Annotated in this window: 25 protein-coding genes; 22 read left to right on the forward strand and 3 right to left on the reverse strand. The window is 65.3% G+C overall.

Annotated features, from left to right (window positions below):
- Positions 1-47: 47 nt before the first annotated feature.
- The 21 genes from AC3A4M_RS07145 to AC3A4M_RS07245 all read left to right on the forward strand — a co-directional run bounded on the left by AC3A4M_RS07145 (position 48) and on the right by AC3A4M_RS07245 (position 19177).
- Complete coding sequence (locus AC3A4M_RS07145) at positions 48-1226, forward strand: zinc-dependent metalloprotease (protein ID WP_498734896.1); 1179 nt, start codon at positions 48-50, stop codon at positions 1224-1226.
- Positions 1223-2404, forward strand: coding sequence for a tRNA lysidine(34) synthetase TilS (gene tilS, locus AC3A4M_RS07150; RefSeq protein ID WP_498734898.1), 1182 nt, complete (start codon positions 1223-1225; stop codon positions 2402-2404). The genes AC3A4M_RS07145 and tilS overlap by 4 nt, the downstream gene beginning before the upstream one ends.
- 15 nt (positions 2405-2419) lie before the next feature.
- Positions 2420-2971: a hypoxanthine phosphoribosyltransferase gene (hpt, locus tag AC3A4M_RS07155; protein WP_074700218.1), complete on the forward strand. Its 552-nt coding sequence runs from the start codon at positions 2420-2422 to the stop codon at positions 2969-2971.
- Positions 2972-3133: 162 nt separating this feature from the next.
- On the forward strand, positions 3134-5203 hold the full coding sequence (gene ftsH / locus AC3A4M_RS07160) for an ATP-dependent zinc metalloprotease FtsH (protein ID WP_498734900.1): 2070 nt from the start codon (positions 3134-3136) through the stop codon (positions 5201-5203).
- A 10-nt stretch (positions 5204-5213) separates the two neighbouring features.
- Positions 5214-5822 (forward strand): GTP cyclohydrolase I FolE, encoded by a 609-nt coding sequence (gene folE, locus AC3A4M_RS07165; protein ID WP_498732823.1) that lies wholly within the window; start codon positions 5214-5216, stop codon positions 5820-5822.
- A gap of 28 nt (positions 5823-5850) precedes the next feature.
- Positions 5851-6756, forward strand: coding sequence for a dihydropteroate synthase (folP, locus tag AC3A4M_RS07170; protein WP_498734901.1), 906 nt, complete (start codon positions 5851-5853; stop codon positions 6754-6756).
- A gap of 5 nt (positions 6757-6761) precedes the next feature.
- Positions 6762-7151, forward strand: a complete 390-nt coding sequence (folB, locus tag AC3A4M_RS07175; protein WP_498734903.1) for a dihydroneopterin aldolase — start codon at positions 6762-6764, stop codon at positions 7149-7151.
- Positions 7148-7642 carry a 2-amino-4-hydroxy-6-hydroxymethyldihydropteridine diphosphokinase gene (folK, locus tag AC3A4M_RS07180; protein WP_498734905.1) on the forward strand — a complete coding sequence of 165 codons (495 nt, stop codon included), beginning with the start codon at positions 7148-7150 and terminating at the stop codon, positions 7640-7642. The genes folB and folK overlap by 4 nt, the downstream gene beginning before the upstream one ends.
- 19 nt (positions 7643-7661) lie before the next feature.
- The gene (locus AC3A4M_RS07185) at positions 7662-8159 is read left to right on the forward strand and encodes a DUF3180 domain-containing protein (RefSeq protein ID WP_498734907.1); all 498 of its coding nucleotides are present in this window, start codon (positions 7662-7664) and stop codon (positions 8157-8159) included.
- A complete protein-coding gene (locus AC3A4M_RS07190) occupies positions 8152-8664 on the forward strand; it encodes a PH domain-containing protein (protein ID WP_498734909.1) in 513 nt (170 codons plus the stop codon). Before AC3A4M_RS07185 ends, AC3A4M_RS07190 begins: the two co-directional genes overlap by 8 nt.
- Positions 8661-10193 carry a PH domain-containing protein gene (locus AC3A4M_RS07195; RefSeq protein WP_498734911.1) on the forward strand — a complete coding sequence of 511 codons (1533 nt, stop codon included), beginning with the start codon at positions 8661-8663 and terminating at the stop codon, positions 10191-10193. Before AC3A4M_RS07190 ends, AC3A4M_RS07195 begins: the two co-directional genes overlap by 4 nt.
- A complete protein-coding gene (locus AC3A4M_RS07200; RefSeq protein WP_498734913.1) occupies positions 10180-11097 on the forward strand; it encodes a Rossmann-like and DUF2520 domain-containing protein in 918 nt (305 codons plus the stop codon). Before AC3A4M_RS07195 ends, AC3A4M_RS07200 begins: the two co-directional genes overlap by 14 nt.
- The gene (gene panC / locus AC3A4M_RS07205) at positions 11094-11999 is read left to right on the forward strand and encodes a pantoate--beta-alanine ligase (protein ID WP_498734915.1); all 906 of its coding nucleotides are present in this window, start codon (positions 11094-11096) and stop codon (positions 11997-11999) included. Before AC3A4M_RS07200 ends, panC begins: the two co-directional genes overlap by 4 nt.
- Positions 12000-12117: 118 nt before the next feature.
- The gene (gene lysS, locus AC3A4M_RS07210; RefSeq protein WP_498735565.1) at positions 12118-13572 is read left to right on the forward strand and encodes a lysine--tRNA ligase; all 1455 of its coding nucleotides are present in this window, start codon (positions 12118-12120) and stop codon (positions 13570-13572) included.
- A gap of 23 nt (positions 13573-13595) precedes the next feature.
- Positions 13596-13727 carry a hypothetical protein gene (locus tag AC3A4M_RS07215; RefSeq protein ID WP_498732815.1) on the forward strand — a complete coding sequence of 44 codons (132 nt, stop codon included), beginning with the start codon at positions 13596-13598 and terminating at the stop codon, positions 13725-13727.
- A 537-nt stretch (positions 13728-14264) separates the two neighbouring features.
- Positions 14265-14594 carry a histone-like nucleoid-structuring protein Lsr2 gene (locus AC3A4M_RS07220; protein WP_139003854.1) on the forward strand — a complete coding sequence of 110 codons (330 nt, stop codon included), beginning with the start codon at positions 14265-14267 and terminating at the stop codon, positions 14592-14594.
- A 214-nt stretch (positions 14595-14808) separates the two neighbouring features.
- A complete protein-coding gene (locus AC3A4M_RS07225; protein WP_498732813.1) occupies positions 14809-17310 on the forward strand; it encodes an ATP-dependent Clp protease ATP-binding subunit in 2502 nt (833 codons plus the stop codon).
- A gap of 138 nt (positions 17311-17448) precedes the next feature.
- On the forward strand, positions 17449-18054 hold the full coding sequence (gene nboR / locus AC3A4M_RS07230) for a nicotine blue oxidoreductase (RefSeq protein WP_498734917.1): 606 nt from the start codon (positions 17449-17451) through the stop codon (positions 18052-18054).
- Positions 18055-18136: 82 nt separating this feature from the next.
- Complete coding sequence (locus AC3A4M_RS07235; protein WP_498734919.1) at positions 18137-18646, forward strand: amino-acid N-acetyltransferase; 510 nt, start codon at positions 18137-18139, stop codon at positions 18644-18646.
- 121 nt (positions 18647-18767) lie between these two features.
- Positions 18768-18989, forward strand: a complete 222-nt coding sequence (locus AC3A4M_RS07240) for an Rv0909 family putative TA system antitoxin (protein ID WP_498734921.1) — start codon at positions 18768-18770, stop codon at positions 18987-18989.
- Between the two features lie 2 nt (positions 18990-18991).
- On the forward strand, positions 18992-19177 hold the full coding sequence (locus AC3A4M_RS07245; protein ID WP_498734923.1) for a CsbD family protein: 186 nt from the start codon (positions 18992-18994) through the stop codon (positions 19175-19177).
- Between the two features lie 10 nt (positions 19178-19187).
- Here the strand turns inward: AC3A4M_RS07245 and AC3A4M_RS07250 are convergent, their stop codons facing one another.
- A complete protein-coding gene (locus tag AC3A4M_RS07250) occupies positions 19188-19712 on the reverse strand; it encodes a hypothetical protein (RefSeq protein WP_498734925.1) in 525 nt (174 codons plus the stop codon).
- A 38-nt stretch (positions 19713-19750) separates the two neighbouring features.
- Positions 19751-20719 (reverse strand): HhH-GPD family protein, encoded by a 969-nt coding sequence (locus AC3A4M_RS07255; RefSeq protein ID WP_498734927.1) that lies wholly within the window; start codon positions 20717-20719, stop codon positions 19751-19753.
- 87 nt (positions 20720-20806) lie between these two features.
- On the opposite strand from AC3A4M_RS07255, the gene AC3A4M_RS07260 reads away from it, so the two are divergent.
- Positions 20807-21472: a hypothetical protein gene (locus AC3A4M_RS07260; RefSeq protein WP_498734929.1), complete on the forward strand. Its 666-nt coding sequence runs from the start codon at positions 20807-20809 to the stop codon at positions 21470-21472.
- Between the two features lie 46 nt (positions 21473-21518).
- On the opposite strand, the gene disA is transcribed toward AC3A4M_RS07260, so the two are convergent.
- Complete coding sequence (gene disA, locus AC3A4M_RS07265) at positions 21519-22592, reverse strand: DNA integrity scanning diadenylate cyclase DisA (protein ID WP_498732805.1); 1074 nt, start codon at positions 22590-22592, stop codon at positions 21519-21521.
- Between the last annotated feature and the right edge of the window lie 122 nt (positions 22593-22714).

A 22714-nucleotide genomic window follows, 5' to 3' on the forward strand; every position in this document is an offset into this window, starting at 1 on the left:
CGAACGGCCGGTGACCTGCCGGGCTCCGGTGTGATCTGATGGTCACCATGGACAGCACCGCAAGCACCGGCAGCGCCGGAAACACCCCGTCCGCTCCGGAAACCCCGCCGCGCCTGATCAACTGGGACCTAGCGGCAACCACCGCGGCCAAGCTCACCCCGGCCGGCCCCAAGATGCCGCAGGCGCAGATCCGCGCCGCCGTGGCCAATCTGCGCGAACTCTCGGAAGTTTCCGTGGACCATGTGCACCGGATCACCGGGCTGGAGGCGGCGCGGGACCTGCGGGATTCGCAGGTGCTGATCGTGGACCGGGCCGAGTGGTCCAAGGCCAACGCGCGCAGCTTCGAAGCGCTCCTGGCACCGGCCCTGACCGAACTCGCCCGGAAAAAGCCCGAGCAGGTCAAGAGCGCGGCCACGGGCCTGAGCAGCTCGCTCACGGGAACCCAGATGGGCGCCATCCTCTCCTTCCTTTCCAGCAAGGTGCTGGGCCAGTACGATCCGTTCTGCTCGCTGCTGCCCGGCGGTCCGGCGGGCGGGCGGCTGATGCTGGTGGCGCCGAACATCATCGCCGTGGAGCAGGAGCTCAACGTCGTACCCGCGGACTTCCGGCTGTGGGTCTGCCTGCACGAGCAGACGCACCGGGTGCAGTTCGCGGCCGCGCCTTGGCTGCGCGACCACATGATGGAACAGATCGGCAAGCTCTCCTCCGGCCTGGTGGCGAAGGCCGACACCTTCGGCGAGCGGCTGCAGCAGGCGGCCAAGGCCCTGATGTCCGGCAAAGACAAGAACGACGACGGCGGCGGCACCGGCGGCGGGAAAGTGGCCGTCGGCGCCACCGGCACCATCATGGACCTGTTCCAGGACCCGGAGGAAAAGGCCATCTTCTCCCACGTCACCGCGGTCATGAGCTTGCTCGAGGGCCACGCCAACGTCGTGATGGACGAGGTGGACGCCAGCGTTGTGCCCACGGTGAAGACCATCCGCCAGCGCTTCAACGCCCGGGCCAAGACCCGCGGCGCGCTGGAGAACTGGATCCGCAAAATCATGGGTCTGGACGCCAAGGCACGCCAGTACACCGACGGGGCGAAGTTCGTCCGCGCCGTGGTGAAGCAGGTGGGCATGGAAGGCTTCAACCAGGTCTGGCTCCGGGCGGAAAACCTGCCCACTGAAGAAGAGATCCACAACGCTGACCTCTGGATCAGCCGCATGGACCTCAGCCGTCCATGACCGAACCCTCCGCAGCGGCCACGGGATCCACCGTCGGTGTAACGCGGCGCAAGCAACGGCTGCATCCGCTGGTCGGCACGGCCCGGAACCACATCAAGGCGGCGCTGGAATTACTGGATGCGCCGGAGGGCAAAGCTGCGGGCACCACAGATCCAGCATCGGGCAAGGGCGAACCGCCCTTGCTGCTGGTGGCCTGCAGCGGCGGGCCGGACTCGCTGGCCCTGGCCGCCGTGGCAACCTACTTTGCCCGGCCCCTGCGGGACGGAACGCAGCGCTACCGGGTGGGCGCCGTCGTCGTCGACCATGGCCTCCAGCCCGGCAGTGCCGAGGTGGCCGAACGTGCCCGCGTGCAGCTTGCGGGCCTGGGGCTGGCGCCGGTGGAAATCCGCCGGGTCAGCGTTGCCCAGCCCGGCATGGGGCCCGAAGCCGCGGCCAGGGTAGCGCGGTACGCCGCACTGGACGCTGCCGCTGCGGAGCATGACGCCGCCGCCGTGCTGCTGGGCCACACCCTCGATGACCAGGCCGAGCAGGTGCTGCTTGGCCTCGGCCGGGGCTCGGGAACGCGTTCGCTGGCCGGGATGGCCCCGCGCCGCGGGAACTACCTGCGGCCGTTCCTGGAACTGCGGCGGAAGCACACCGAAGAGCTGTGTGCCCTCGCCGGACTGGAGCCGTGGCACGATCCGACCAACGCCGATCCAAAATTCCTGCGCTCCCGTGTGCGGTCGGAAGTTCTGCCGTTTTTGGAGCAGCAGCTGGGCCCGGGCGTCGCCGAGGCGCTGTGGCGTTCGGCGCAGATCCTGCGGGCGGATGCCGATTACCTGGATGTCCAGGCACGGACCGAATACCTGCGCCTCAGGATAGATACCCCGGACGGCATTGAACTGGAGCGGACCGGGATCGAGGTGCTGCCCGCAGCGATGAAGCACCGGGTCATCGCCCTGGCGGCGGCCGAAATGGGCGGCGAGAACCCCAGTTACGAGCGGCTCATCGCGGCGGAATCGCTGCTGGCGAGGCAGGGGTCCGCCGGCCCCGTGCAGCTGGCCGGAATGGTCAGCGTGTACCGCCGGGTGCGGCGGGAACCGGACGGACAAACAGGCCCGGTTGCGCAAGAGCGCGGCGGCTATGGCAATCTTGTCTTTAGAACAACTGGCTCGCGCCCAGTGACGCCACATCATTAATTACGGGAGTATCTGGTGGATTCCAACGACGTTCAGGCGGACCTCAAGCACGTTCTGTATACCAAGGAACAGATCCAGCAGCGCGTGCAGGAACTGGCTGCCGAGATCGACAAGGACTACGAGGGCCGCGACCTGCTGATCGTCGGAGTCCTCAAGGGCGCCGTCATGGTCATGGCGGATCTGGCCCGCGCACTGCACAGCCACGTGAAGATGGACTGGATGGCGGTGTCTTCCTACGGCTCGGGCACGCAGTCTTCCGGCGTCGTGCGGATCCTCAAGGACCTGGAAACCGACCTGATGGGCAAGCACGTCCTGATCGTCGAGGACATCATCGACTCCGGCCTGACGCTGTCCTGGCTGAAGACGAACCTGCTTTCCCGCGGCCCGGCCTCGGTGGAGATCTGCACGCTGCTGCGCAAGCCGGATGCGGCCAAGGTGGAAATCGACGTCAAATACGTCGGCTACGAAATCCCCAACGAATTCGTCGTCGGGTACGGCCTGGACTTCGCCGAGCGGTACCGCAACCTGGACTTCATCGGCACGCTGGCACCGCACGTCTACGAGTAAAACCAAGATCCCTGTCTCCAGCTTGAGCCAAAGGCTTGCTTGTACGCCGAGAGGGAACTAATCTTTGCCGCCGTGCGTGAATTATTGCGGACGGTGTATAGCTATATGGGTGACACCACGGGCTGATCAGCAGGAGGGACGGGGCATTGTGCCCTTAGACGCATGAAATTGAAGAACATTTTCAAGGGACCGATCATCTGGATTGTGCTGGTCCTGGCAATCCTGCTTATCGTGGTGCCCAATCTTGCCGGCCCGCAGGCCTCCCGTGTGGACACCAGCGTCGGGCTGCAGCTGCTCACCGATGACAAGGTGGAGCAGGCCCGCATCAATGACGGCAACCAGAGCGTTGAACTTACCCTGCGTGAAGACTTCATCCAGGACGGTGCCAACGAAGGCAAGAGCATCACCTTCTTCTACAGCACCGCCCGTGCCGAAGATGTGGTCGATGCCATCAGTGCTTCCAACGTGGACGTGTTCACGGATCAGCCGGTGGAAAACAACTGGTTCACGGGCTTCATCAGCCTGATCCTGCCGATCCTGATCATCGGCATCATCTTCTGGTTCCTGCTCTCGCGCATGCAGGGCGGCGGCTCCAAGGTCATGCAGTTCGGCAAGTCCAAGGCGAAGCTGATCACCAAGGACATGCCCCAGGTCACCTTCGCCGACGTCGCCGGCGCGGACGAGGCCGTGGAGGAACTCCACGAAATCAAGGAGTTCCTGCAGGAACCGGGCAAGTTCCAGGCGCTCGGCGCTAAGATCCCCAAGGGCGTGCTGCTCTACGGTCCTCCCGGAACGGGCAAGACCCTGCTGGCCCGCGCGGTCGCCGGTGAAGCCGGCGTGCCCTTCTACTCCATCTCCGGCTCGGACTTCGTCGAAATGTTCGTCGGTGTGGGCGCCTCCCGTGTCCGCGACCTGTTCGAGCAGGCGAAGAACAACGCGCCGGCCATCATCTTCGTCGACGAGATCGACGCCGTCGGCCGCCACCGCGGCGCCGGCGTGGGCGGCGGCAACGACGAGCGTGAGCAGACGCTGAACCAGCTCCTGGTCGAGATGGATGGTTTCGACGTCAAGACCAACGTCATCCTGATCGCCGCCACCAACCGCCCGGACGTCCTGGACCCCGCACTGCTGCGGCCCGGACGTTTCGACCGCCAGATCGCGGTGGAGGCGCCGGACCTGCAGGGCCGGCACCAAATTCTGCAGGTGCACGCCGCCGGCAAGCCGATGGCTCCGGACGTGGACCTGCGTGCGCTGGCCAAGCGTGCTCCGGGCTTCACCGGCGCCGACCTGGCTAACGTGCTCAACGAAGCCGCGCTGCTGACTGCCCGCTCCAATGCGCAGCTGATCGACGACCGTGCCCTGGACGAGGCGATCGACCGCGTCATGGCCGGTCCGCAGAAGCGTTCGCGCGTGATGAAGGAGCACGAGCGCAAGATCACCGCCTACCACGAAGGCGGCCACGCTCTGGTGGCGGCGGCCCTGCGCTACACCGCGCCGGTCACCAAGGTCACCATCCTGCCGCGCGGGCGTGCCCTCGGCTACACCATGGTGGTTCCGGAGGACGACAAGTACTCGGTCACCCGCAACGAACTGCTGGACCAGCTGGCCTACGCCATGGGCGGCCGGGTTGCCGAAGAAATCGTCTTCCACGACCCGTCCACCGGTGCCTCAAACGACATCGAAAAGGCAACCAGCACCGCGCGCCAGATGGTGACGCAGTACGGCATGAGCGAACGTGTCGGCGCCGTGAAGCTGGGCCAGGGGGGCGGCGAACCGTTCCTGGGCCGCGACATGTCGCACGAACGCAACTACTCCGACCACGTGGCCTTCGTGGTCGATGAGGAAGTACGCCGCCTGATCGACACCGCACACGACGAGGCCTATGCCGTGCTGACCGAAAACCGCGACGTGCTGGACCGCCTGGCCCTGGCTTTGCTGGAGCGCGAGACGCTGAACCAGCGCGAAATCGCCGAGGTCTTCGAGGACATCCGCAAGCGCGAATACCGCGACGTCTGGCTGTCCAAGGAATCGCGTCCGGTCCACCAGATTCCGCCGGTCATGAGTGCCAAGGAACGTGCCGAGGCCGCTTCGGCCCAGAGCCCGGACGAGGAAGAGGGCCACTCGGCCGTCATCGTTGATCCGGATCCGGCCCTGCCCGAACTGCCCGTCGAAAACCCTCCCGGCAGCACCCCCGGAACCAATCCGGGCGGGACCACCGGCGGCAACGGCTAGGATTTCAGACGTGACCGAATACGACGATGTAATCGCCGAGCTGGAAATCGACAGCTCGATAGACCTGCCCCGGATCGAGCGCGCAGTGCGCGAAATCCTGATTGCGGTGGGTGAAGACCCTGACCGCGAGGGGCTGGTGGAGACCCCGCGGCGGGTGGCCAAGTCCTACGCCGAAGTCTTCGCCGGCCTGCACCAGGACCCGGCGGACCTGCTGGCCACCACCTTCGATATTGATCATGAAGAAATGGTGCTGGTCAAGGACATTCCGTTCTACTCCACCTGTGAACACCACCTGGTTCCGTTCCATGGCACCGCCCACATTGGCTACATTCCTTCCCATGACGGTAAGGTGACGGGGCTGAGCAAACTGGCCCGGCTGGTGGAAGTCTTCGCCCGCCGCCCGCAGGTCCAGGAACGGCTCACTACGCAGATTGTTGATGCCCTCATGGAGCATCTCGAGCCCAAGGGTGCCATCGTCGTCGTCGAGTGCGAGCACATGTGCATGTCCATGCGCGGTGTCCGCAAGCCGGGCGCAAAGACGGTAACGTCCGCAGTCCGCGGTCAGCTCAGGGAAACTGCCACCAGGGCAGAGGCCATGAGCCTGATCATCGGGCGCTAAGCGAAACAAGCAGAAACGGTAGACATTTATGGATTCACTCGCAGCAGTGCCCGGAACCGGGCCCGCAACTTCCCCGCTGCCCGTTGTACGCAAGGTGCGCGCACCCCGAAAGTTCTCGGATCTGCCCACCGACCGCGGCGTGGTGATGGCGATCCTGAACGTCACTCCGGATTCCTTCAGCGACGGCGGCAAGTTCGTCTCCCCGGACAAGGCCATTGCCGAGGGGCTGAAACTGTTCTACGGCGGGGCGGACATCATCGATGTCGGCGGTGAATCCACCCGTCCGGGTGCCGAGTCCATCACCCCCGAGGAGGAGCAGGCCCGCATCCTGCCCGTCATCGAGGCGCTGGCGAAGGCCGGTGCCCTGATCAGTGTGGACACCATGCACGTGGATACCGCGGCGAAGGCGATCGACGCCGGCGCCGGCATCATCAATGACGTCTCCGGCATGACCTTCAGCCCGGAAATGCCGGCCCTGATTGCCGAACGCAAGGTCCCCTACGTGCTGATGCACCGCCGCGGCGACGCGCGCAATGTCGATCCCAGCGCCCAGTACGATGACGTGGTGGCCGAGGTTGTGGCCGAACTCGCCGAGCTGCGGGACAAGTTTGTGGCCGCCGGCGTGGCCGAAGACCAGATCATCCTCGATCCGGGACTGGGCTTCTCCAAGAACGCCGAGCACAACTGGGCGCTGCTGCGCGGGCTGCCGGAGTTCACCAAGCTCGGTCACAAGGTCCTCGTCGGGGCATCCCGCAAGCGCTTCCTCGGTACCCTGCTCTCCTCCGCCGGCAAGGTTGCCGCGCCGGCTGAGCGAGACCACGCCACGCTGGCCATCAGCGCCCTGGCCGTAGCCAACGGTGCCTGGGGCGTGCGCGTGCACGATTCCGGTGCCAGCCTGGACGCGGTCAAGGTCGCCGCAGCCTGGGCCGGGTAGAGCCGGTGCAGACGGGCACAGCCGGGTCCGGCCGCGCGGACGTCATCAAGCTCTCCGGCATCACCGCCGTCGGCTACCACGGGGTGTTCGACCATGAACGCCGGGACGGCCAGCCCTTCACCATCGACGTCGCCCTGCACACGGACATCCGTGCCGCAGCCGCCGCCGATGACCTGACCCTGACCGCGCACTACGGCGTACTGGCCGAGGGCGTCAAAGAGATCATCACGGGCGAGCCGGTGAACCTGATCGAGACGCTTGCGGAGCGGATCGCCGGTTACGTTCTGGCCACCTTCGGCATTGCCGCCGTGGAAGTGACGGTCCACAAGCCCCAGGCGCCCATCGAAGTGCCGTTCGGCGACGTCACCATCACTATCTACCGGGAGAATTCATGAGTGTACGCGCGGTTTTGGCCCTTGGCAGCAATCTCGGCGAACGCAGCGATACGCTCTCCCACGCCGTCGCGGATCTGGTGGACACCCCCAACGTCCGCCTCTGCGCGGTGTCGCCGGTGGTGCAGACCAAGTCGGTTGGCGGTCCCGAGAACCAGCCGGATTACCTGAACATGGTGATCGAGGTGGAGACCGATCTGGAGCCCTATCGGCTGCTGGAACACTGCCAGAGCGTGGAAAACAAGCACCACCGGACCCGTGAGGTGCGCTGGGGGCCGCGGACCCTGGACGTGGACATCATTACCTACGGCGACCTCAAGCTCGACGACGAGGCCTTGACCGTCCCGCATCCGCGCGCCCATGAGCGGGCCTTCGTGCTGCAGCCCTGGGCCTGGATGGACGCGCACGCAACCCTCAACGGCGTCCCGGTCGGCGAACTGGCCGAAGCCGCGGGGGACCTGGACGGCCTGGCGCCTTTCGAACCAGGGCACTGAGCCGGATGGGCGCGGCATCGTGAGGACCATCAAGTACAGCTGGCTGGCGGCCATCGCCGTCGTCACCGGTGTGCTGGGCTGGCTAGCCAACCTCCTGACCGCGCGCGGCGGCCTGCCGGTGCCCGTCCTGCATCTGAGCTCACTGGCCACCATGGGCGCCATCATGGTGTTCACCCTGGTCCTCGGCCTGCGCGTGCGCAGCTGGCGCAACGGCAAGCGCGAGAAGCCGCTGGATCCCATTCTTGCCGCCCGCACGCTGGTGCTCGCCCAAGCCTGCGCCTACGCCGGTGCCCTGCTGCTCGGCTGGCATGCCGGCATTCTGGTCGACCAGCTGGTGCTGCTGACCTACCGGCCCGCCGGGCCCATCCTGCTGCAGGTGCTGGCTATGATGGGCGGTGGCCTGGTCATGGTCATTATTGGTCTGATGGTGGAACGGTTCTGCAAACTCCCGCCGGAGGATCCGGAATCGGCCGAACGCGAAGACGGTACGGCCGAGGGCGAGGGGGAGTATGCGTAGCGAGCCGATCGATCCGCCGGAGATCAGCTGGATCCGGGTGGCGCCGAAGTACGTCACGGTGCGGCTGATCGGCTGGGCCGTGTCCGCGCTGATCAGCCTGGCCATCCTCAGCATCCCGCTCATCCTGCTGCTCACCGGCGTCTGGCCCGGCTTCCCGGCCTGGCTCGCCTGGCTGCTGGCCGGCGGCACGCTTGTCATCCAGGTTTGGATCGGCCTGCTCATTCCGCGCCAGGTCAAGGCGATCGGCTATGCGGAGCGGGACGAGGACCTGCTGATCCGGCAGGGCATCTTCTTCCAGCGCCTCATGGTGGTCCCCTACGGCCGCATGCAGTACGTCGACGTGGCGGTCGGCCCGTTGGAGCGCGCCTTCAAGCTGGCCTCGGTCAAACTGCACACCGCCTCCCCGCAGACCAATGCCTCCATTCCCGGACTCCCGGCAGAGGAAGCCGCACGGCTGCGCGAACAGCTTTCCGCGCGCGGGCAGGCAAGACTGGCCGGGCTGTGACCATCCCGGAGGGCAACGGCCCGGTTTCCCCCTCGCGCGAGGTGCCGCTGACTCCGGACCGCGCGGAAAGCTGGCACCGCGTCCACCCCGTTTCCCCGTTTGTCCGGGGCTGGATCGCCCTGGCCGCCATCGCCTACTTCTTCGGCCGCGACTGGTTCGAAGCGATGTTCCGCGGCGAGTCCTTGTGGTTCCTGACCGAGGGCCGGGGCATCTGGGCCGTTGTCGTACTGCTGGTTGTGGTGCTGCTGCTGGTGGGCGCCTTCGTGCTGTCCTGGTGGTTCACGCGCTACCAGGTCACCGAGGAACACGTCCGGGTCAACTCCGGCATCCTGTTCCGCCAGCACCGCCAGGCCAGGCTTGACCGGGTGCAGGCGATTGACGTCATCCAGCCGCTGCTGGGCCGCATCTTCGGGCTCGCGGAGCTGAAGTTCGAGGTGGCCGACGCCGGCGAGTCCGCGGTGCGGCTGGCCTACCTGCCGCTGGCCTCGGCCCAGCAACTGCGGGCGACCATTCTGGCCCGGGCCTCCGGCGCCGAGCTGGACCCCGAGCACCCGGACGAGGCGCCCGAAGCCCCCGAACACCCCATCGTCCAGCTGACTCCGCAGCGGGTCGTCGGCGCCACGGTGCTTTCGGGCGCAACGGTGGCGCTGGTCGTCGTCGTCGTTGTTATTGGCGTGGCCGCAGCGGTGGGCTACGTGGCGGACTGGGGCGGCCTGCCGGTCCTGCTGTCGGCGCTGGTGCCCGGCATGATCGCCGTGGCGGCCGGCTACTGGAGCGTTTTCAGCACCGCATACAACTTCCGGGCGGCCGTGTCCCCGGACGGCATCCGGCTGCGCTACGGGCTGCTCGAGACGCGGGCCCAAACCGTGCCGCCCGGGCGCGTGCAGGCCGTGGCGGTGTCCCAGCCGCTGCTCTGGCGGACCAAGGACTGGTACCGGATCAAGATCAACGTGGCAGGCTACGGCGTGAGCGCGGAGAACTCCGGCGCGCGCACCACCCTGCTCCCGGTCGGCACCAGGGACGAGGTCATGCAGATGCTGGCCCTGGTGCTTCCCGACCCCGGCACCGAGGACCCATTCGGCGTTTTCACCGCCGGGCTGGTGGGGCAGAACAACGACGGCGGCTTCGTCACCTCCCCGGCGCGGGTGCGGTTTCTGTCCTTCCTCACCTGGCGGCGCAACGGCTTCGCGCTGACGGAAACGGCGCTGCTGGCCCGCTCCGGCCGGTTCGTACGGAACCTGGCCGTGGTACCGCACGAACGCACCCAGTCGATGGCGCTGCACCAGGGACCGGTGGCACGGAAACTGCGGGTGGCGGATCTGCAACTGCAGACCACGGTGGGGCCGGTCAGCCCGGTGGTCTATCAGATGGACATCGAGGTGGCCCGCCGCCTGTTCAACGAACAATCCGCGCGCGCCGCGGCGGCCCGGCGGCACAGCGTGCCGGAGCGCTGGCTGGAACGCCGGCAGGAGAGCGTACCGGAGCAGGCCGGCTCAGAGAAGGGAAAGGCCGAGGATGAACAGCGTTAGACCGGGCAGGCTAGGGATCGGTGTGATCGGCGCCGGCAAGGTGGGAGCCGTGCTGGGGGCGGCCCTGCGCGCGGCCCAGCACGCCGTCGTCGGTGTCTCCGCCGTGTCCGAGGCCAGCCGGGAGCGGGCCGAAATGCTGCTGCCCGGTGTGCCGGTGCTGGAGATCCCCGAGATTATCGAGCGGGCCGAACTGGTGCTGCTGGCCGTGCCGGACGATGCCCTGCCGGAACTGGTGGCCGGCCTGGCCGAGACCGGTGCCTGGCAACCGGGCCAGCTGGTGGCGCATACCTCTGGCCGGCACGGCGTGAACGTGCTCGCGCCGGCCCGGGCCAAGGGGGCCATCGGCCTGGCCATCCATCCGGCCATGACCTTCACCGGCCTGAGCCTGGACCTGACCCGGCTCACGGACTGTGCCTTCGGCGTGACCGCGCCGCGCACGGTGCTCCCCATCGCCCAGGCCTTGGTGGTCGAGATGGGTGCGGAGCCCATCGTGATCGAGGAGCAGGACCGGCCGCTTTACCACGCGGCCCTGGCGCATGCCTCGAACCACTTGGTCACCATTGCCGCGCAGTCCGCGCAAATGCTCAGCTCCGCCGGTGCGGACCAGCCGGAGCGGCTGCTGGGTCCGCTGATGCGGGCCTCGCTGGAAAACGCGCTGGCATCCGGCGAGGGCGCGCTGACCGGACCGGTGGCCCGCGGCGACGCCGGCACCGTCCGGGTCCACCGCGAGGCGCTGCTGGCGTACGAACTCGAGCACGGCAGCACCGACATCCGGCAAGCATATGAGGAGCTGGCCCGCGCCACGGCCAAGCGGGCGTTCGAACGCGGCCTGCTCAAAGACGCCCAGGCCACCGAAATCCTGGATATTCTCAGTACCCGTTCCACTCCGGAGGACCCCCAGTGAGCAACCGCCCCCAGCTGGCCACCACGTACGCCGAGCTCAACGCCGCCAGCGCGGAGCTGCTGCGCGAGGCTGCCGGCAAGCACCATGCCGGCCACACGAGCCAGGGCCTGGTCCCGACCATGGGAGGCCTGCATGCCGGCCATGCCGCCCTGGCCACCGCTGCACGGCAGGCGAACGACGTCGTTATTGCCACCATCTTCGTCAACCCGCTGCAGTTCGGCGACGCGGCCGACCTGGAGCGGTACCCGCGCACACTGGACGCGGACCTGGACCTGCTGGGTTCCTGCGGGGTGGATATCGTTTTCGCGCCCGCCGTGGAAGAGGTCTATCCCGGCGGCGAACCGATGGTGCGGGTGGCATCGGGGCCGTTGGGCGGAAAGCTCGAAGGCGCCTCACGGCCCGGGCATTTCGATGGCGCCCTGACCGTGGTCGCGAAACTGCTGCATTACGGCATGCCCCCCATTCCGGCGGACTACCGCGCCTACTTCGGCAAGAAGGACGCCCAGCAGCTGGCCCTGGTCAAGCGGATGGCGGCGGACCTGAATTTCCCGGTCGAAATCGTCGGGGTGCCGATCGTCCGTGACGAGGACGGGCTGGCGCTGTCCAGCCGGAACCGCTTCCTCTCCGCCGAGGAACGCGAGGCCGCCCTGGTCCTGTCGCGCGGCCTGCGCTACCTGAAGGAGCAGGCCGACCGGCACGAGCCGCTGGACATCGAGGGTGCCCTGGCCATGATCAAATCCGCCCGGCTGGTGGAGCTGGACTACCTCGAGGTGGTCGATCCGGTCACCTTGGAGCCACTGGCTTTCAACTGCCAGGACACCCCATTTACCGGCGAAGCGCTGGCGCTGATCGCCGCCACAGTAGGCCCGGTTCGGCTGATCGACAACGTCGACCTCGGCTAGCCGGAGCGCCGGGGAAGATCGAATAGGAGCCACCGGAGCACAACCGGTAATCTTAACTACCGTGACCACACATAAAACCCCCACCCCTTCCCCGGAACCTTCGGACGTCTCCGAGCAGATGCGCGTGCGCATGGACAAGCGCGCCAAACTGCTCGAGAGCGGTGTGGAGCCCTATCCGGTGGGTGTCGACCGGACCCACACTCTCAGTGAGGTCCGCGAGAAGTACGGTCACCTTGCGGCCGATGAGACCACCGGGGAAACCGTCGGCGTCTCCGGCCGTGTGGTCTTCGTCCGCAACACGGGCAAGCTGTGCTTCGCCACTCTGCAGGAGGGCAACGGCACCCGGCTGCAGGCCATGCTGAGCCTGGCCAACGTCGGCGAGGATGCGCTGGCGGGCTGGAAGTCTCTGGTGGATCTGGGCGACCACGTGTTTGTGCGAGGCGAGGTCATCTCCTCGAAGCGCGGTGAACTCTCGGTCATGGCCGAATCCTGGTCGATGGTCTCCAAGGCGCTGCGCCCGCTGCCCGTGCTGCATGCCGGCCTGAACGAAGAGACACGGGTGCGCCAGCGCTACGTGGACCTGATGGTCCGCGACGAAGCGCGCCAGATGGTATACACCCGAGCGGCGATCATCCGCTCCATCCGGGAAACGCTGCACAACCGCGACTACGTGGAGGTGGAGACCCCGATGCTCCAGCTCATCCACGGCGGGGCGGCCGCCCGGCCGTTCCAGACGCACCTGAACGCCTTCGACCAGAACATGACACTTCGTATCGCCACGGAGCTCTTCCTGAAGCGCGCCGTGGTCGGCGGCATCGACCGGGTGTTCGAGATCGGGCGCATCTTCCGCAATGAAGGCGTGGATTCGACGCACAGCCCCGAATTCACCACGCTGGAAAGCTACGAGGCCTACGCCGACCAGTTTGTGATGGCTGAGCGCATGAGGGAGATGATCCTGAACGCAGCGGACGCCGTGGGCAGCCGCGTCATCGAGACCGATGCCGGTACCATCGACCTCAACGGTGAATGGCGCTGGCTGGGCGTTTACCCCGGGCTTTCCGAAGCCGTGGGCGAGGAGATCACGCCCGAAACCCATGGCAGTACTTTGCGGGCCATCGCCGAAAAGCACGGCGTCAAAGTGGAACCCCAGTGGGACACCGAAAAGATCGTGATTGAACTTTTCGGTGAAATCGTGGAGCCGACGCTGCTTCAGCCGACTTTCGTCTACGACTATCCGCCGGCAGCCCAGCCCCTGGCTCGTGCGCACCGGAGCAAGCCCGGGCTCATTGAAGCCTGGGACCTGATCATCGGCGGTATGGAGCGCGGTACCGCCTTTTCCGAGCTCATCGACCCTGTTGTCCAGCGTGAACGGCTCACCGAGCAGTCGCGGAAAGCAGCCTCGGGGGATCATGAAGCGATGCAGTTGGACGAAGACTTCCTCCGTGCGCTGGAATACGGAGCGCCGCCTATGGGCGGCATTGGCCTGGGTATTGACCGGCTGGTCATGCTCTTCACCCAGACGGGAATCCGGGAGACCATTCTCTTCCCGCTCTTGAAACCTGAATTGGGATAATCATGTTGGAATATTTGTGGGTATTGGCTCCGTCAACCGGCGTCGGCCTGATTTTTTACTTCGCTATGAAAGCCGTGTTCAACGCTGACCGCCGGGAGCGCGAAGCCCTGGCTCAAGCCGAGTACGAGGCCGACCAGCAGGGGCACAGTAATTAGCTTCGCTCTCTAGTTGGCAGACATGGCCAGGCCCGTGGTTCACCGCAGGCCTGGCCATAATTCTTCTCCCGGTGTTGCCATCATGCATGAGCGGCAGGACCGATATTCACCAGTGCCGCCGCTGATATTCTTCGCCGCCGGGCTAATCATTTTGCAGCGGATAATGAGGATGCTTCGCCGACTGTTCGCTCGCGTCCTTCCGCTCCGTCATCCCCAATGCGGCCACTGTTCCTATTGAGGGACTCGATCGTGCTGCGGAGTTCAGCTTTGTCGGCACATGCCGGATCGTAAATAGACATCGATAATACTAGTTATGCGGGCTATGCCTGTCCGCCTTCGAATACTTCAGAGAAGCGGATTAGCGTGATTCGCTGAAATGGCGGCAGCTTCCATTTCGGCAGCGATTGCATAATCGCGAGGCGCTTTAGTGCACAGCAGAAACATGCCATGTTGCCAGCTATTCATTGATAGGCAATAATCAAATTGGTTTTGGGGAAGCCAATGGGATTACTAAAACTTCAATATAGAGGAGCTCCTGTGGCACAGGAAGTGAAAATCATTCTGGTTGATGACCTGGATGGTGGCAGTGCCGATGAAACGGTGCGTTTTGCGCTGGATGCAATCAATTACGAGATTGATCTTTCATCGAAGAATGCTGATGCGCTGCGAGATGCGTTGAAGACTTATGTTGAGAAGGCCAGAAAGGTTCCCACCCGCGCCGGAAAGGTCAAGCCGGCTTCTGCAGGCCGCAGCCAGGACGCATCGGCTGTGCGGGCCTGGGCGCGGGAGAACGGTTACACCGTCAGTGAGCGCGGCCGCGTGCAGTCCGAGATCCTCGAGGCTTACAGGCGGGCCCACGGCGGCTAGCAGTACCGCCCGCCGGCATCACGGGCGCTGGCGCAGGTAGATTTTGATAACTCTTCCATAAAGGGCGGACCCGAGGGTCCGCCCTTTATCCATACGGTGGGCGGCCTGCCCCACATCTGCGTTACGGCCGGTCATTATCCCTTGGGCGAACAGACCCCAAAATCGTCTTTCGGCCACGTAGCATCAAAGTACGCAGTAGCTAGGAGTGTGCGAGATGTTTGAGAGATTTACCGACCGTGCCCGTCGCGTTGTCGTGCTGGCTCAAGAAGAAGCCCGCATGCTCAACCACAATTACATTGGTACCGAACATATCCTTCTTGGATTGATCCATGAGGGTGAAGGTGTTGCCGCGAAGGCGCTGGAATTCCTCGGTGTCTCCCTCAATGGGGTGCGTGAGCAGGTGCAGGAGATTATCGGCCAGGGCCAGCAGGCTCCCAGCGGCCATATTCCCTTCACCCCGCGTGCCAAGAAAGTGCTGGAGCTCTCCCTCCGTGAAGCTCTGCAGCTAGGCCACAACTACATCGGCACCGAGCACATCCTGCTCGGCCTCATCCGCGAGGGTGAAGGTGTCGCCACCCAGGTTCTGGTCAAGCTCGGCGCGGACCTGAACCGTGTTCGCCAGCAGGTCATCCAGCTGCTCTCCGGCTACCAGGGCAAGGAGCCCGTCTCCGCCGGCGGCCAGCAGCAGGAAGGCACCCCGGCCGGTTCCGTGGTGCTGGACCAGTTCGGCCGCAACCTGACCCAGGCTGCCCGCGAGTCCAAACTTGACCCTGTTATCGGGCGCGAGCATGAGATGGAACGCGTCATGCAGGTCCTCTCCCGCCGCACCAAGAACAACCCTGTCCTGATCGGTGAACCCGGTGTCGGCAAGACCGCCGTCGTCGAAGGTCTGGCCCAAGCCATTGTCCGCGGCGACGTTCCGGAAACCATCAAGGACAAGCAGCTGTACACCCTCGACCTTGGTTCGCTTGTCGCCGGGTCCCGCTACCGCGGTGATTTCGAAGAACGCCTGAAGAAGGTACTGAAGGAAATCCGCACCCGCGGGGACATCATTCTGTTCATCGATGAGATCCACACTCTCGTTGGTGCAGGTGCCGCCGAAGGCGCGATCGACGCAGCCTCGATCCTCAAGCCGATGCTGGCCCGTGGCGAACTGCAGACGATCGGCGCCACCACTCTCGATGAGTACCGCAAGCACATCGAAAAGGATGCTGCACTGGAACGCCGCTTCCAGCCGATCCAGGTCAATGAGCCCTCGGTTGAGCATTCGATTCAGATCCTGAAGGGCCTGCGCGACCGTTATGAGGCACACCACCGCGTGTCCATCACGGACGGCGCCCTGGATGCTGCTGCGCACTTGTCCCACCGCTATGTTTCGGACCGCTTCCTCCCGGACAAGGCCATCGACCTGATCGATGAAGCCGGCGCCCGCCTGCGGATCCGCCGTATGACGGCTCCGCCGGAGCTGAAGGAAATCGATGAGCGCATTGCGCAGCTGAAGAAGCAGAAGGAATCTGCCATCGATGCACAGGACTTCGAAGGTGCGGCCTCGCTGCGCGACAAGGAAAGCAAGCTCCAGGACGAGCGTGCCGACAAGGAACGCGCCTGGAAGTCCGGTGACCTGGACGAGATCGCCGAGGTTGACGAGGACCTGATTGCCGAGGTTCTGGCCAACTCCACGGGCATCCCTGTCTTCAAGCTGACCGAAGAAGAGTCCAGCCGGCTCATGCACATGGAAGATGAGCTGCATAAGCGGGTCATCGGCCAGGACGAAGCCATTAAGTCGATCTCACAGGCCATCCGCCGTACGCGCGCCGGCCTGAAGGATCCCAACCGTCCCAGCGGCTCGTTCATCTTCGCCGGTCCCACCGGTGTCGGTAAGACGGAGCTGGCCAAGGCGCTGGCGGAGTTCCTCTTCGGCGAAGAGGACGCCCTGATCACACTGGACATGTCCGAATACTCGGAGAAGCACACCGTGTCCAGGCTCTTCGGTGCGCCTCCCGGTTATGTCGGCTACGAAGAAGGTGGCCAGCTGACCGAAAAGGTCCGTCGCCGTCCGTTCTCCGTGGTGCTTTTCGACGAGGTGGAGAAGGCCCACGCGGATTTGTTCAACTCGCTGCTGCAGATCCTGGAAGACGGCCGTCTGACCGACAGCCAGGGACGTGTGGTGGACTTCAAGAACACCGTCATCATCATGACCACCAACCTCGGTACCCGTGACATCTCCAAGGGCGTCATGACCGGCTTCCAGTCCGGTACGGATACCAAGACCGGTTATGAGCGGATGCGGGCCCGGGTCCAGGATGAGCTCAAGCAGCACTTCCGTCCGGAGTTCCTCAACCGTGTCGACGACACCGTGGTCTTCCCGCAGCTGACGCAGGAAGAGATCGTCCAGATCGTGGACCTGTTCATCACGCGGCTAAAGAAGCGCCTGGCCGAGAAGAACATGACCATCGAGCTGACGCCGGCGGCCAAGGTTCTGCTGGCAACCCGCGGCTACGATCCGACCATGGGTGCGCGGCCGTTGCGCCGCACCATCCAGCGCGAGGTCGAGGACCAGCTCTCCGAGAAGATCCTCTTCGGCGAGATCATGCCCGGCGAGCTCATCCGAGTGGACGTCGAAGGCGAAGGCGAGGACGCGAAGTTCGTCTTCTCCAGCGCCGGCGCCCCCAAGGCGATCGAGGAAGTGCCGGACACCCCGGCGCTCTCCCAGTAGGTCCGCCCGCACGGGCTCCTAGACTACTACGCGTCGAACCGGCGGGTCCTGGACATTCCAGGGCCCGCCGGTCGCGTTAATCCCTGTTGCGGCAAGCTATGCCGCTTTGGCGTGCGGACGGGTGCCTATAGTGAGGGCATGACATCTCGTTCCCAGCCGACCGCCGCCGTGCTGCTCGCCGCGGGAGCAGGCAACCGGCTGGGCCAGGGGCCGAAGGCGCTGCTGGAATACCGGCAGGAACCGCTCGTCTCCTACCTGGCATCCGTGCTGTGGAACGGCGGATGCACTGAAATCGTGGTGGTCCTCGGAGCAGGTGCCGATCAGGTCCGCCGGCAGGCCGATTTGTCCGGCTGCCTTGTACTGGACAATCCCTACTGGTCCGGCGGCATGGGCAGCTCCTTCCGGCTCGGCGCAGCCGCGGTGCCATCGGGATTCCACATGCTGGCCGTACTGGTGGACCAGCCAGGCCTCACGTCTGCCATAGTCAGGAGGCTGCTGGACAGCCATAAGCCCGGTCGTGTCACCGCGGCCGCCTACCGGGGAACGGACGGCGAATTGCAACGCGGCCATCCGGTGCTGTTCGATGCGGCGCTCGTGGCGCAGGCTGCGGAAGCGGCGAGCGGCGACAGCGGAGCCCGCGGCTTTCTGCAGGACCATACGTACCTGATCGATCTCGTGGACTGCTCGGATGAGTCCGACGGCGGCGACGTCGACACCGCCGCTGACCTTTACCGTCTGGAATGACAACCCGGCCCGACCAGCGGTGCATGGACGGCTTGCCAGGCTGGCGGCAGGTTCGACCGGAAACGGGCCCTAAACTTGCACCATGACTGCATCCTTCACGATCCGGCCGGCGCGTACTTCCGATGTTGCCGAGATCCGGCGTCTGGTGAAGCCGCTGGCCGACAAGCGTGTGCTGCTGGAGAAGGAAGCCGTGGCCTATTTTGAGAGCATTCAGGAGTTCAAGATCGCCGAGGCTTCCAACGGCGAAGTAATTGGTTGCGGGGCACTCCACGTGATGTGGGAAGACATCGCCGAAGTGCGCACTCTTGCCACCTCATCGACTTGGCGGGGCCACGGGGTGGGCCGGGCGCTGCTCGAGGCCCTGCTGGCCGAGGCTGTCGGTCTGGGCGTCAACCGGGTATTCTGCCTGACTTTCGAAGTGGACTTCTTTACCCGGCACGGCTTCGAGGTAATGGCCGACCAGTCCGCAGTTGACCCCGAAGTTTATTCGGAACTGCTGCGTTCGCACGATGAAGGCGTCGCCGAATTCCTGGACCTGGCCCGGGTCAAGCCGAACACTTTGGGAAATACCCGGATGATTCGGGCGGTCTAACCGCCACGAGGGGTGGACAGTACAAAGCTGCCTGTGCCACGGTGAAGATGTTGGGAATGACCAGCAAGCGGACGGGCCGATCTCCCGATCGGTCTGTCTCTCGATCGAAAGTGAGAACGCTATGGGTATTGACGACATCACCAACGCAGCCAAAGGTGCCTTCGGAAATGACGAGGGCGGCGACGAACAGGGTGGCGGCCTCGCGGGCCGCGCCAACGACGCAGTAGACAACGCACAGGAGCAGCACGGCGAACAACTCGGCGGCTTCGGCGACCAGGCAAACGAAGCTGTCGACGGTGCCCAGGAGCGCTTCGGCGGCGGCCAGCAGGAAGAAGGACAGTAGCCATGGGCTTGGGCGACAGGATCGAGAACAAGGCACAGGAAGCCAGCGGCAAGATCAAGGAAAAGGCCGGCGACGCCACGGATAACCCGGACCTGCAGGCCGAAGGCCAGCTGGACCAGGCCGAAGCCAAAATCAAGGATGTCGGCGAAGACGTGAAGGACCGCCTGGACGGCGACCCGAACCGCTGAACCTGGAGATCTATTTTGCACTCAGTCCCGATGGGTCAAGGGTCAACGACAGCTGCTGCGCTTCGCCCGGGCAGTCTTCGCCGTTAGGAAAGACTGTTTCCGTCGCAACGGAAAGCGGGTCCGTTTCGACCTGCGTGCCACCCTGACGGGTCGTGTAGACGCGGACTTGGACCTCGCCCGCAGGCAGCGAGTCGAGCTGTGCGAAGCCGGTTAACGTGCCGTCCGGCGTGGAGGTAGCCGAGCAAACTGCGTCCGGTTGATCCGACTCGCATCCCAGATCGACCATGCGTTCGCCCGGGTGCAGATCAAGCGGAAGCCTTTCACAGGTGCCGTCCCAGCAAACCTGTATCTCCGCCCCGCGGACGTCGTCGGCAAGCTCCTGTCCAACCGTGAGGCCAACTCCGGACACTGCACCGATTTCCGTACAGGCGTGGCCCTGGGAGCCGGTGGACGCACCGCAACCGGTAACCAGTACCAGCAAGGCGGCTACCGCCGTCGTTGTTAGGGAGCTTCCCTCCCGGCGGTTCAGCCGCATACTGCGAGCTTAGAAGCGGCAGCTGCTGCAGCCAAGCCTCATTTTGGTAACTGCACGCCGCTGCCAGCCGTTTCGGCGAGTCCGTCCGCGAGCAGCCCGTCCAACGAACGTGCCAACTGCTCGTCGCTGGCCCCGAGCGATCGCAACTTAGTGAGGTGGACAACATGCCCCGAGCCGTGGTCCACAAGATCCACCGTGCCCAGCAGCACCTCGCGCAGGACCGGCGTTTCCGCCTCGCGGAGCACGGCCATCATGGCGCCGCGCACCTGCCGGTCCGTACCGGCCCAGGCCTGTCCCTTGGGCACGTAATGCGGCTCGGGTTGCCCGGCGGCTATCCAGGCACACTGCTCCCGTACCGGGCAGGAGCAGCATTTGGGGGAGCGCGCAGTGCAGACCAAGGCTCCGAGTTCCATCACGGCGGCATTCCATGCCTTGGTCTCCTGGCTGGGCATGAGCGCGGCCGCCAGCTTCATCTCCGCCGACGTCAGCGACGGCGCCGGCAGGGCGTTTCCCGTGACGGCGCGGGCGTGGACGCGGCGGATGTTGGTATCCACCACGGTTTCCGGGCGTTCGAAGGCGAAGGAGGCGATCGCGGCGGCGGTATAGGCGCCGACGCCCGGCAACTGAAGGAGTTCCTCCCGGGTGTCCGGAACCCGCCCGCCGTGCCGGTCCACGATCGCGGCGGCGGCGGAGTGCAACCGGAGCGCCCGACGGGGGTATCCCAGCCGACCCCAGGCGCGGAGAGCTTCGCCGCTGGGTTCGGCGGCCAGGGCGGCAGGGGTCGGCCACCGCTGCATCCACTGCTCCCAGACCGGGAGCACACGGACCACGGGCGTCTGCTGGAGCATGAATTCGCTGACCATGATGCCCCACGGGCTGCACTGGGGCTCCCGCCACGGCAGCTCGCGCGCATTGTCGGCGAACCAGGACGTGATCTGTTCATGCAGATACCGCGTCTGACCTGGCGCCGGAGCCGGTTTTGCGTGCGTGATCGTGTGGTTGGGCATGGCATTCCTTGTCTGTGACCACCAATACCTTACTGCCTCGGCGTGGTGTTACCGCTCCGGCCGCGCAACTGTCTCTAGCCTTAAGGTATGGCAGGTACAGGCACGGGGTCATCGCGCGGCAGCGGTGCCTCGGCGACCCGCAATACCCCACGTTCCGGCCGCAAGCCAAGCCCGGCCGTCTACCGCAGACGCAGGCTGGCGCTTCTGATCGCAGTCCTGCTCGTTCTGGCCCTGCTCGTTGCCGTCGGATTCTGGATCGCCAGCCTCTTCGGCGGCGGGAGCCAGCCCGTAGCGGACAACGACGACGGCGGCGGCAGCGTTCCAGTGACGTCCTCGCCGGCGGCTTCCCCCAGCCCGATGGCCAGTGCAGCCTGCGACGAGTCCAAGATTTCCGTGACCGCATCCACGGATGCCCCGGCCTATGCGGCCGGTGAGAATCCGATCCTGATCCTCGAAGTTGCTAACAAGGGCGACTCCCCTTGCGAGGTCAACGTGGGCACCGATGCCATGGAGTTTCTCGTGACCAGCGGTGAAGACCGCATCTTCTCGTCCAAGGACTGCGCCGTGGACACCAGCGAACTGATGCGGACCATCGAGCCGGGCGAAAGCGAACGGGCGCAGTTCACCTGGGAGCGGAACCGGAGCGCCCCGGGCTGTAAAGCGGTCAACGCCAATCCGCAGCCCGGGACCTATGTCCTGACGGCAAAACTGGGACCATGGACCAGCGACAAAATCGTGTTCGACCTGCAATGAGCCAAGCAGGCCCTTTTGCCCCGGCGGCGAAGGGGCTGTCCCGCTCCTACATAAAGCGGTCGAGGAGGCTGGTCTCGGCTATTCTGGAAAGTCCTTCGCGGATGACGCGGGCGCGCTGCTCGCCGATTCCGTCCACGGCCATCAGGTCATCGATGTTTGCCGCCATCAGGTTCTGCAGTCCGCCGAAGTGGTCCACCAGGCGGTCCGCCACTGCCCGCGGAACGGACTTCACCGCCGAGAGCAGCCGGTAGCCGCGCGGCTGGACAACCGCTTCCAGCGAGTCCACGCCGGGTTGGAAGCCCAGGACACTGGCAATCCGCCCCAGATCGATCAGGTCGGTGGAGCTGAACGTGCGCAGGGATTCCAGGGCAGGCTCGACGTCGATGCCGCCCTTGACCTCGGCGTAGTCGCGCAGAATCATTTCGCTGTCGGGGCCGAGCCCGGAGGTGAGCTCATCGAGTTGCAGGGACAGCAGCCGTCCGTCGACGCCGAGTTCCAGTACGTACTGGGAGATTTCCTCCGAAATCCGCCGGACCATTTCCTGACGCTGCAAGGTCACGGCGACGTCCCGCAGCGTGACCATGGCCTCGATCTCCAGGGCCGAAAGCGAGCTGGTCACCTGGTCAAGGCGGGCGCGGTAGCGTTCCAGCGTGGCGAGTGCTTGGTTGGCCCGGGCCAGAACCGGCTCCGAGCCTTCGAGCACATGCCGGATTCCGTCGACATACAGGGCAATGATCTGCATGGACTGGCTGACCGAAATCACCGGCAGCCCGGTCTGGATGGCCACCCGCTCGGCCGTGCGGTGCCGGGTGCCCGATTCCTGCGTGGGGATGGACGGGTCCGGAACCAGCTGGACGGCGGCTTTGATGATGTTCGTAGCGTCCTGGTCGCAGACAATCGCCCCGTCCATTTTGGCCAGCTCCCGCAGACCTGTGGGCGAGAAGCCGATGCCGATGTCGAACCCGCCGCTGCTGATCGATTCCACCTGCTTGTCATAGCCGAGGACGATCAGGGCGCCTGTGCGACCGCGGAGGATCCGTTCCAGTCCGTCGCGCAGCTGAGTGCCCGGAGCGACACGTGCCAAGGTAGCCTTCAAGGCGTCCTCGGGGCTCTTAGCCATGAAGTTTCCTTTGATCAGTCGGTCGCAGTGCAGTCGGGCGGGAGCCCGCGGCCTCCGGTTCCGGAAACGCTGCGGGAAACAGCCATTAGGCACCATAATATGCCGACGAGGCGCGCGTCGCC

Source organism: Arthrobacter sp. Soil_C_60 (genome assembly GCF_057656375.1).

Coding starts and splice junctions, on each gene's coding strand:
- AC3A4M_RS07260 (WP_498734929.1), top strand. CDS start 20,807: ATGGCAGGTACAGGCACGGGGTCATCGCGCGGCAGCGGTGCCTCGGCG.
- AC3A4M_RS07235 (WP_498734919.1), top strand. CDS start 18,137: ATGACTGCATCCTTCACGATCCGGCCGGCGCGTACTTCCGATGTTGCC.
- AC3A4M_RS07240 (WP_498734921.1), top strand. CDS start 18,768: ATGGGTATTGACGACATCACCAACGCAGCCAAAGGTGCCTTCGGAAAT.
- AC3A4M_RS07145 (WP_498734896.1), top strand. CDS start 48: ATGGACAGCACCGCAAGCACCGGCAGCGCCGGAAACACCCCGTCCGCT.
- nboR (WP_498734917.1), top strand. CDS start 17,449: ATGACATCTCGTTCCCAGCCGACCGCCGCCGTGCTGCTCGCCGCGGGA.
- lysS (WP_498735565.1), top strand. CDS start 12,118: ATGCGCGTGCGCATGGACAAGCGCGCCAAACTGCTCGAGAGCGGTGTG.
- AC3A4M_RS07225 (WP_498732813.1), top strand. CDS start 14,809: ATGTTTGAGAGATTTACCGACCGTGCCCGTCGCGTTGTCGTGCTGGCT.
- AC3A4M_RS07200 (WP_498734913.1), top strand. CDS start 10,180: ATGAACAGCGTTAGACCGGGCAGGCTAGGGATCGGTGTGATCGGCGCC.
- AC3A4M_RS07245 (WP_498734923.1), top strand. CDS start 18,992: ATGGGCTTGGGCGACAGGATCGAGAACAAGGCACAGGAAGCCAGCGGC.
- disA (WP_498732805.1), bottom strand. CDS start 22,592: ATGGCTAAGAGCCCCGAGGACGCCTTGAAGGCTACCTTGGCACGTGTC.
- folK (WP_498734905.1), top strand. CDS start 7,148: ATGAGTGTACGCGCGGTTTTGGCCCTTGGCAGCAATCTCGGCGAACGC.
- AC3A4M_RS07250 (WP_498734925.1), bottom strand. CDS start 19,712: ATGCGGCTGAACCGCCGGGAGGGAAGCTCCCTAACAACGACGGCGGTA.
- tilS (WP_498734898.1), top strand. CDS start 1,223: ATGACCGAACCCTCCGCAGCGGCCACGGGATCCACCGTCGGTGTAACG.
- AC3A4M_RS07255 (WP_498734927.1), bottom strand. CDS start 20,719: ATGCCCAACCACACGATCACGCACGCAAAACCGGCTCCGGCGCCAGGT.
- AC3A4M_RS07190 (WP_498734909.1), top strand. CDS start 8,152: ATGCGTAGCGAGCCGATCGATCCGCCGGAGATCAGCTGGATCCGGGTG.
- ftsH (WP_498734900.1), top strand. CDS start 3,134: ATGAAATTGAAGAACATTTTCAAGGGACCGATCATCTGGATTGTGCTG.
- folP (WP_498734901.1), top strand. CDS start 5,851: ATGGATTCACTCGCAGCAGTGCCCGGAACCGGGCCCGCAACTTCCCCG.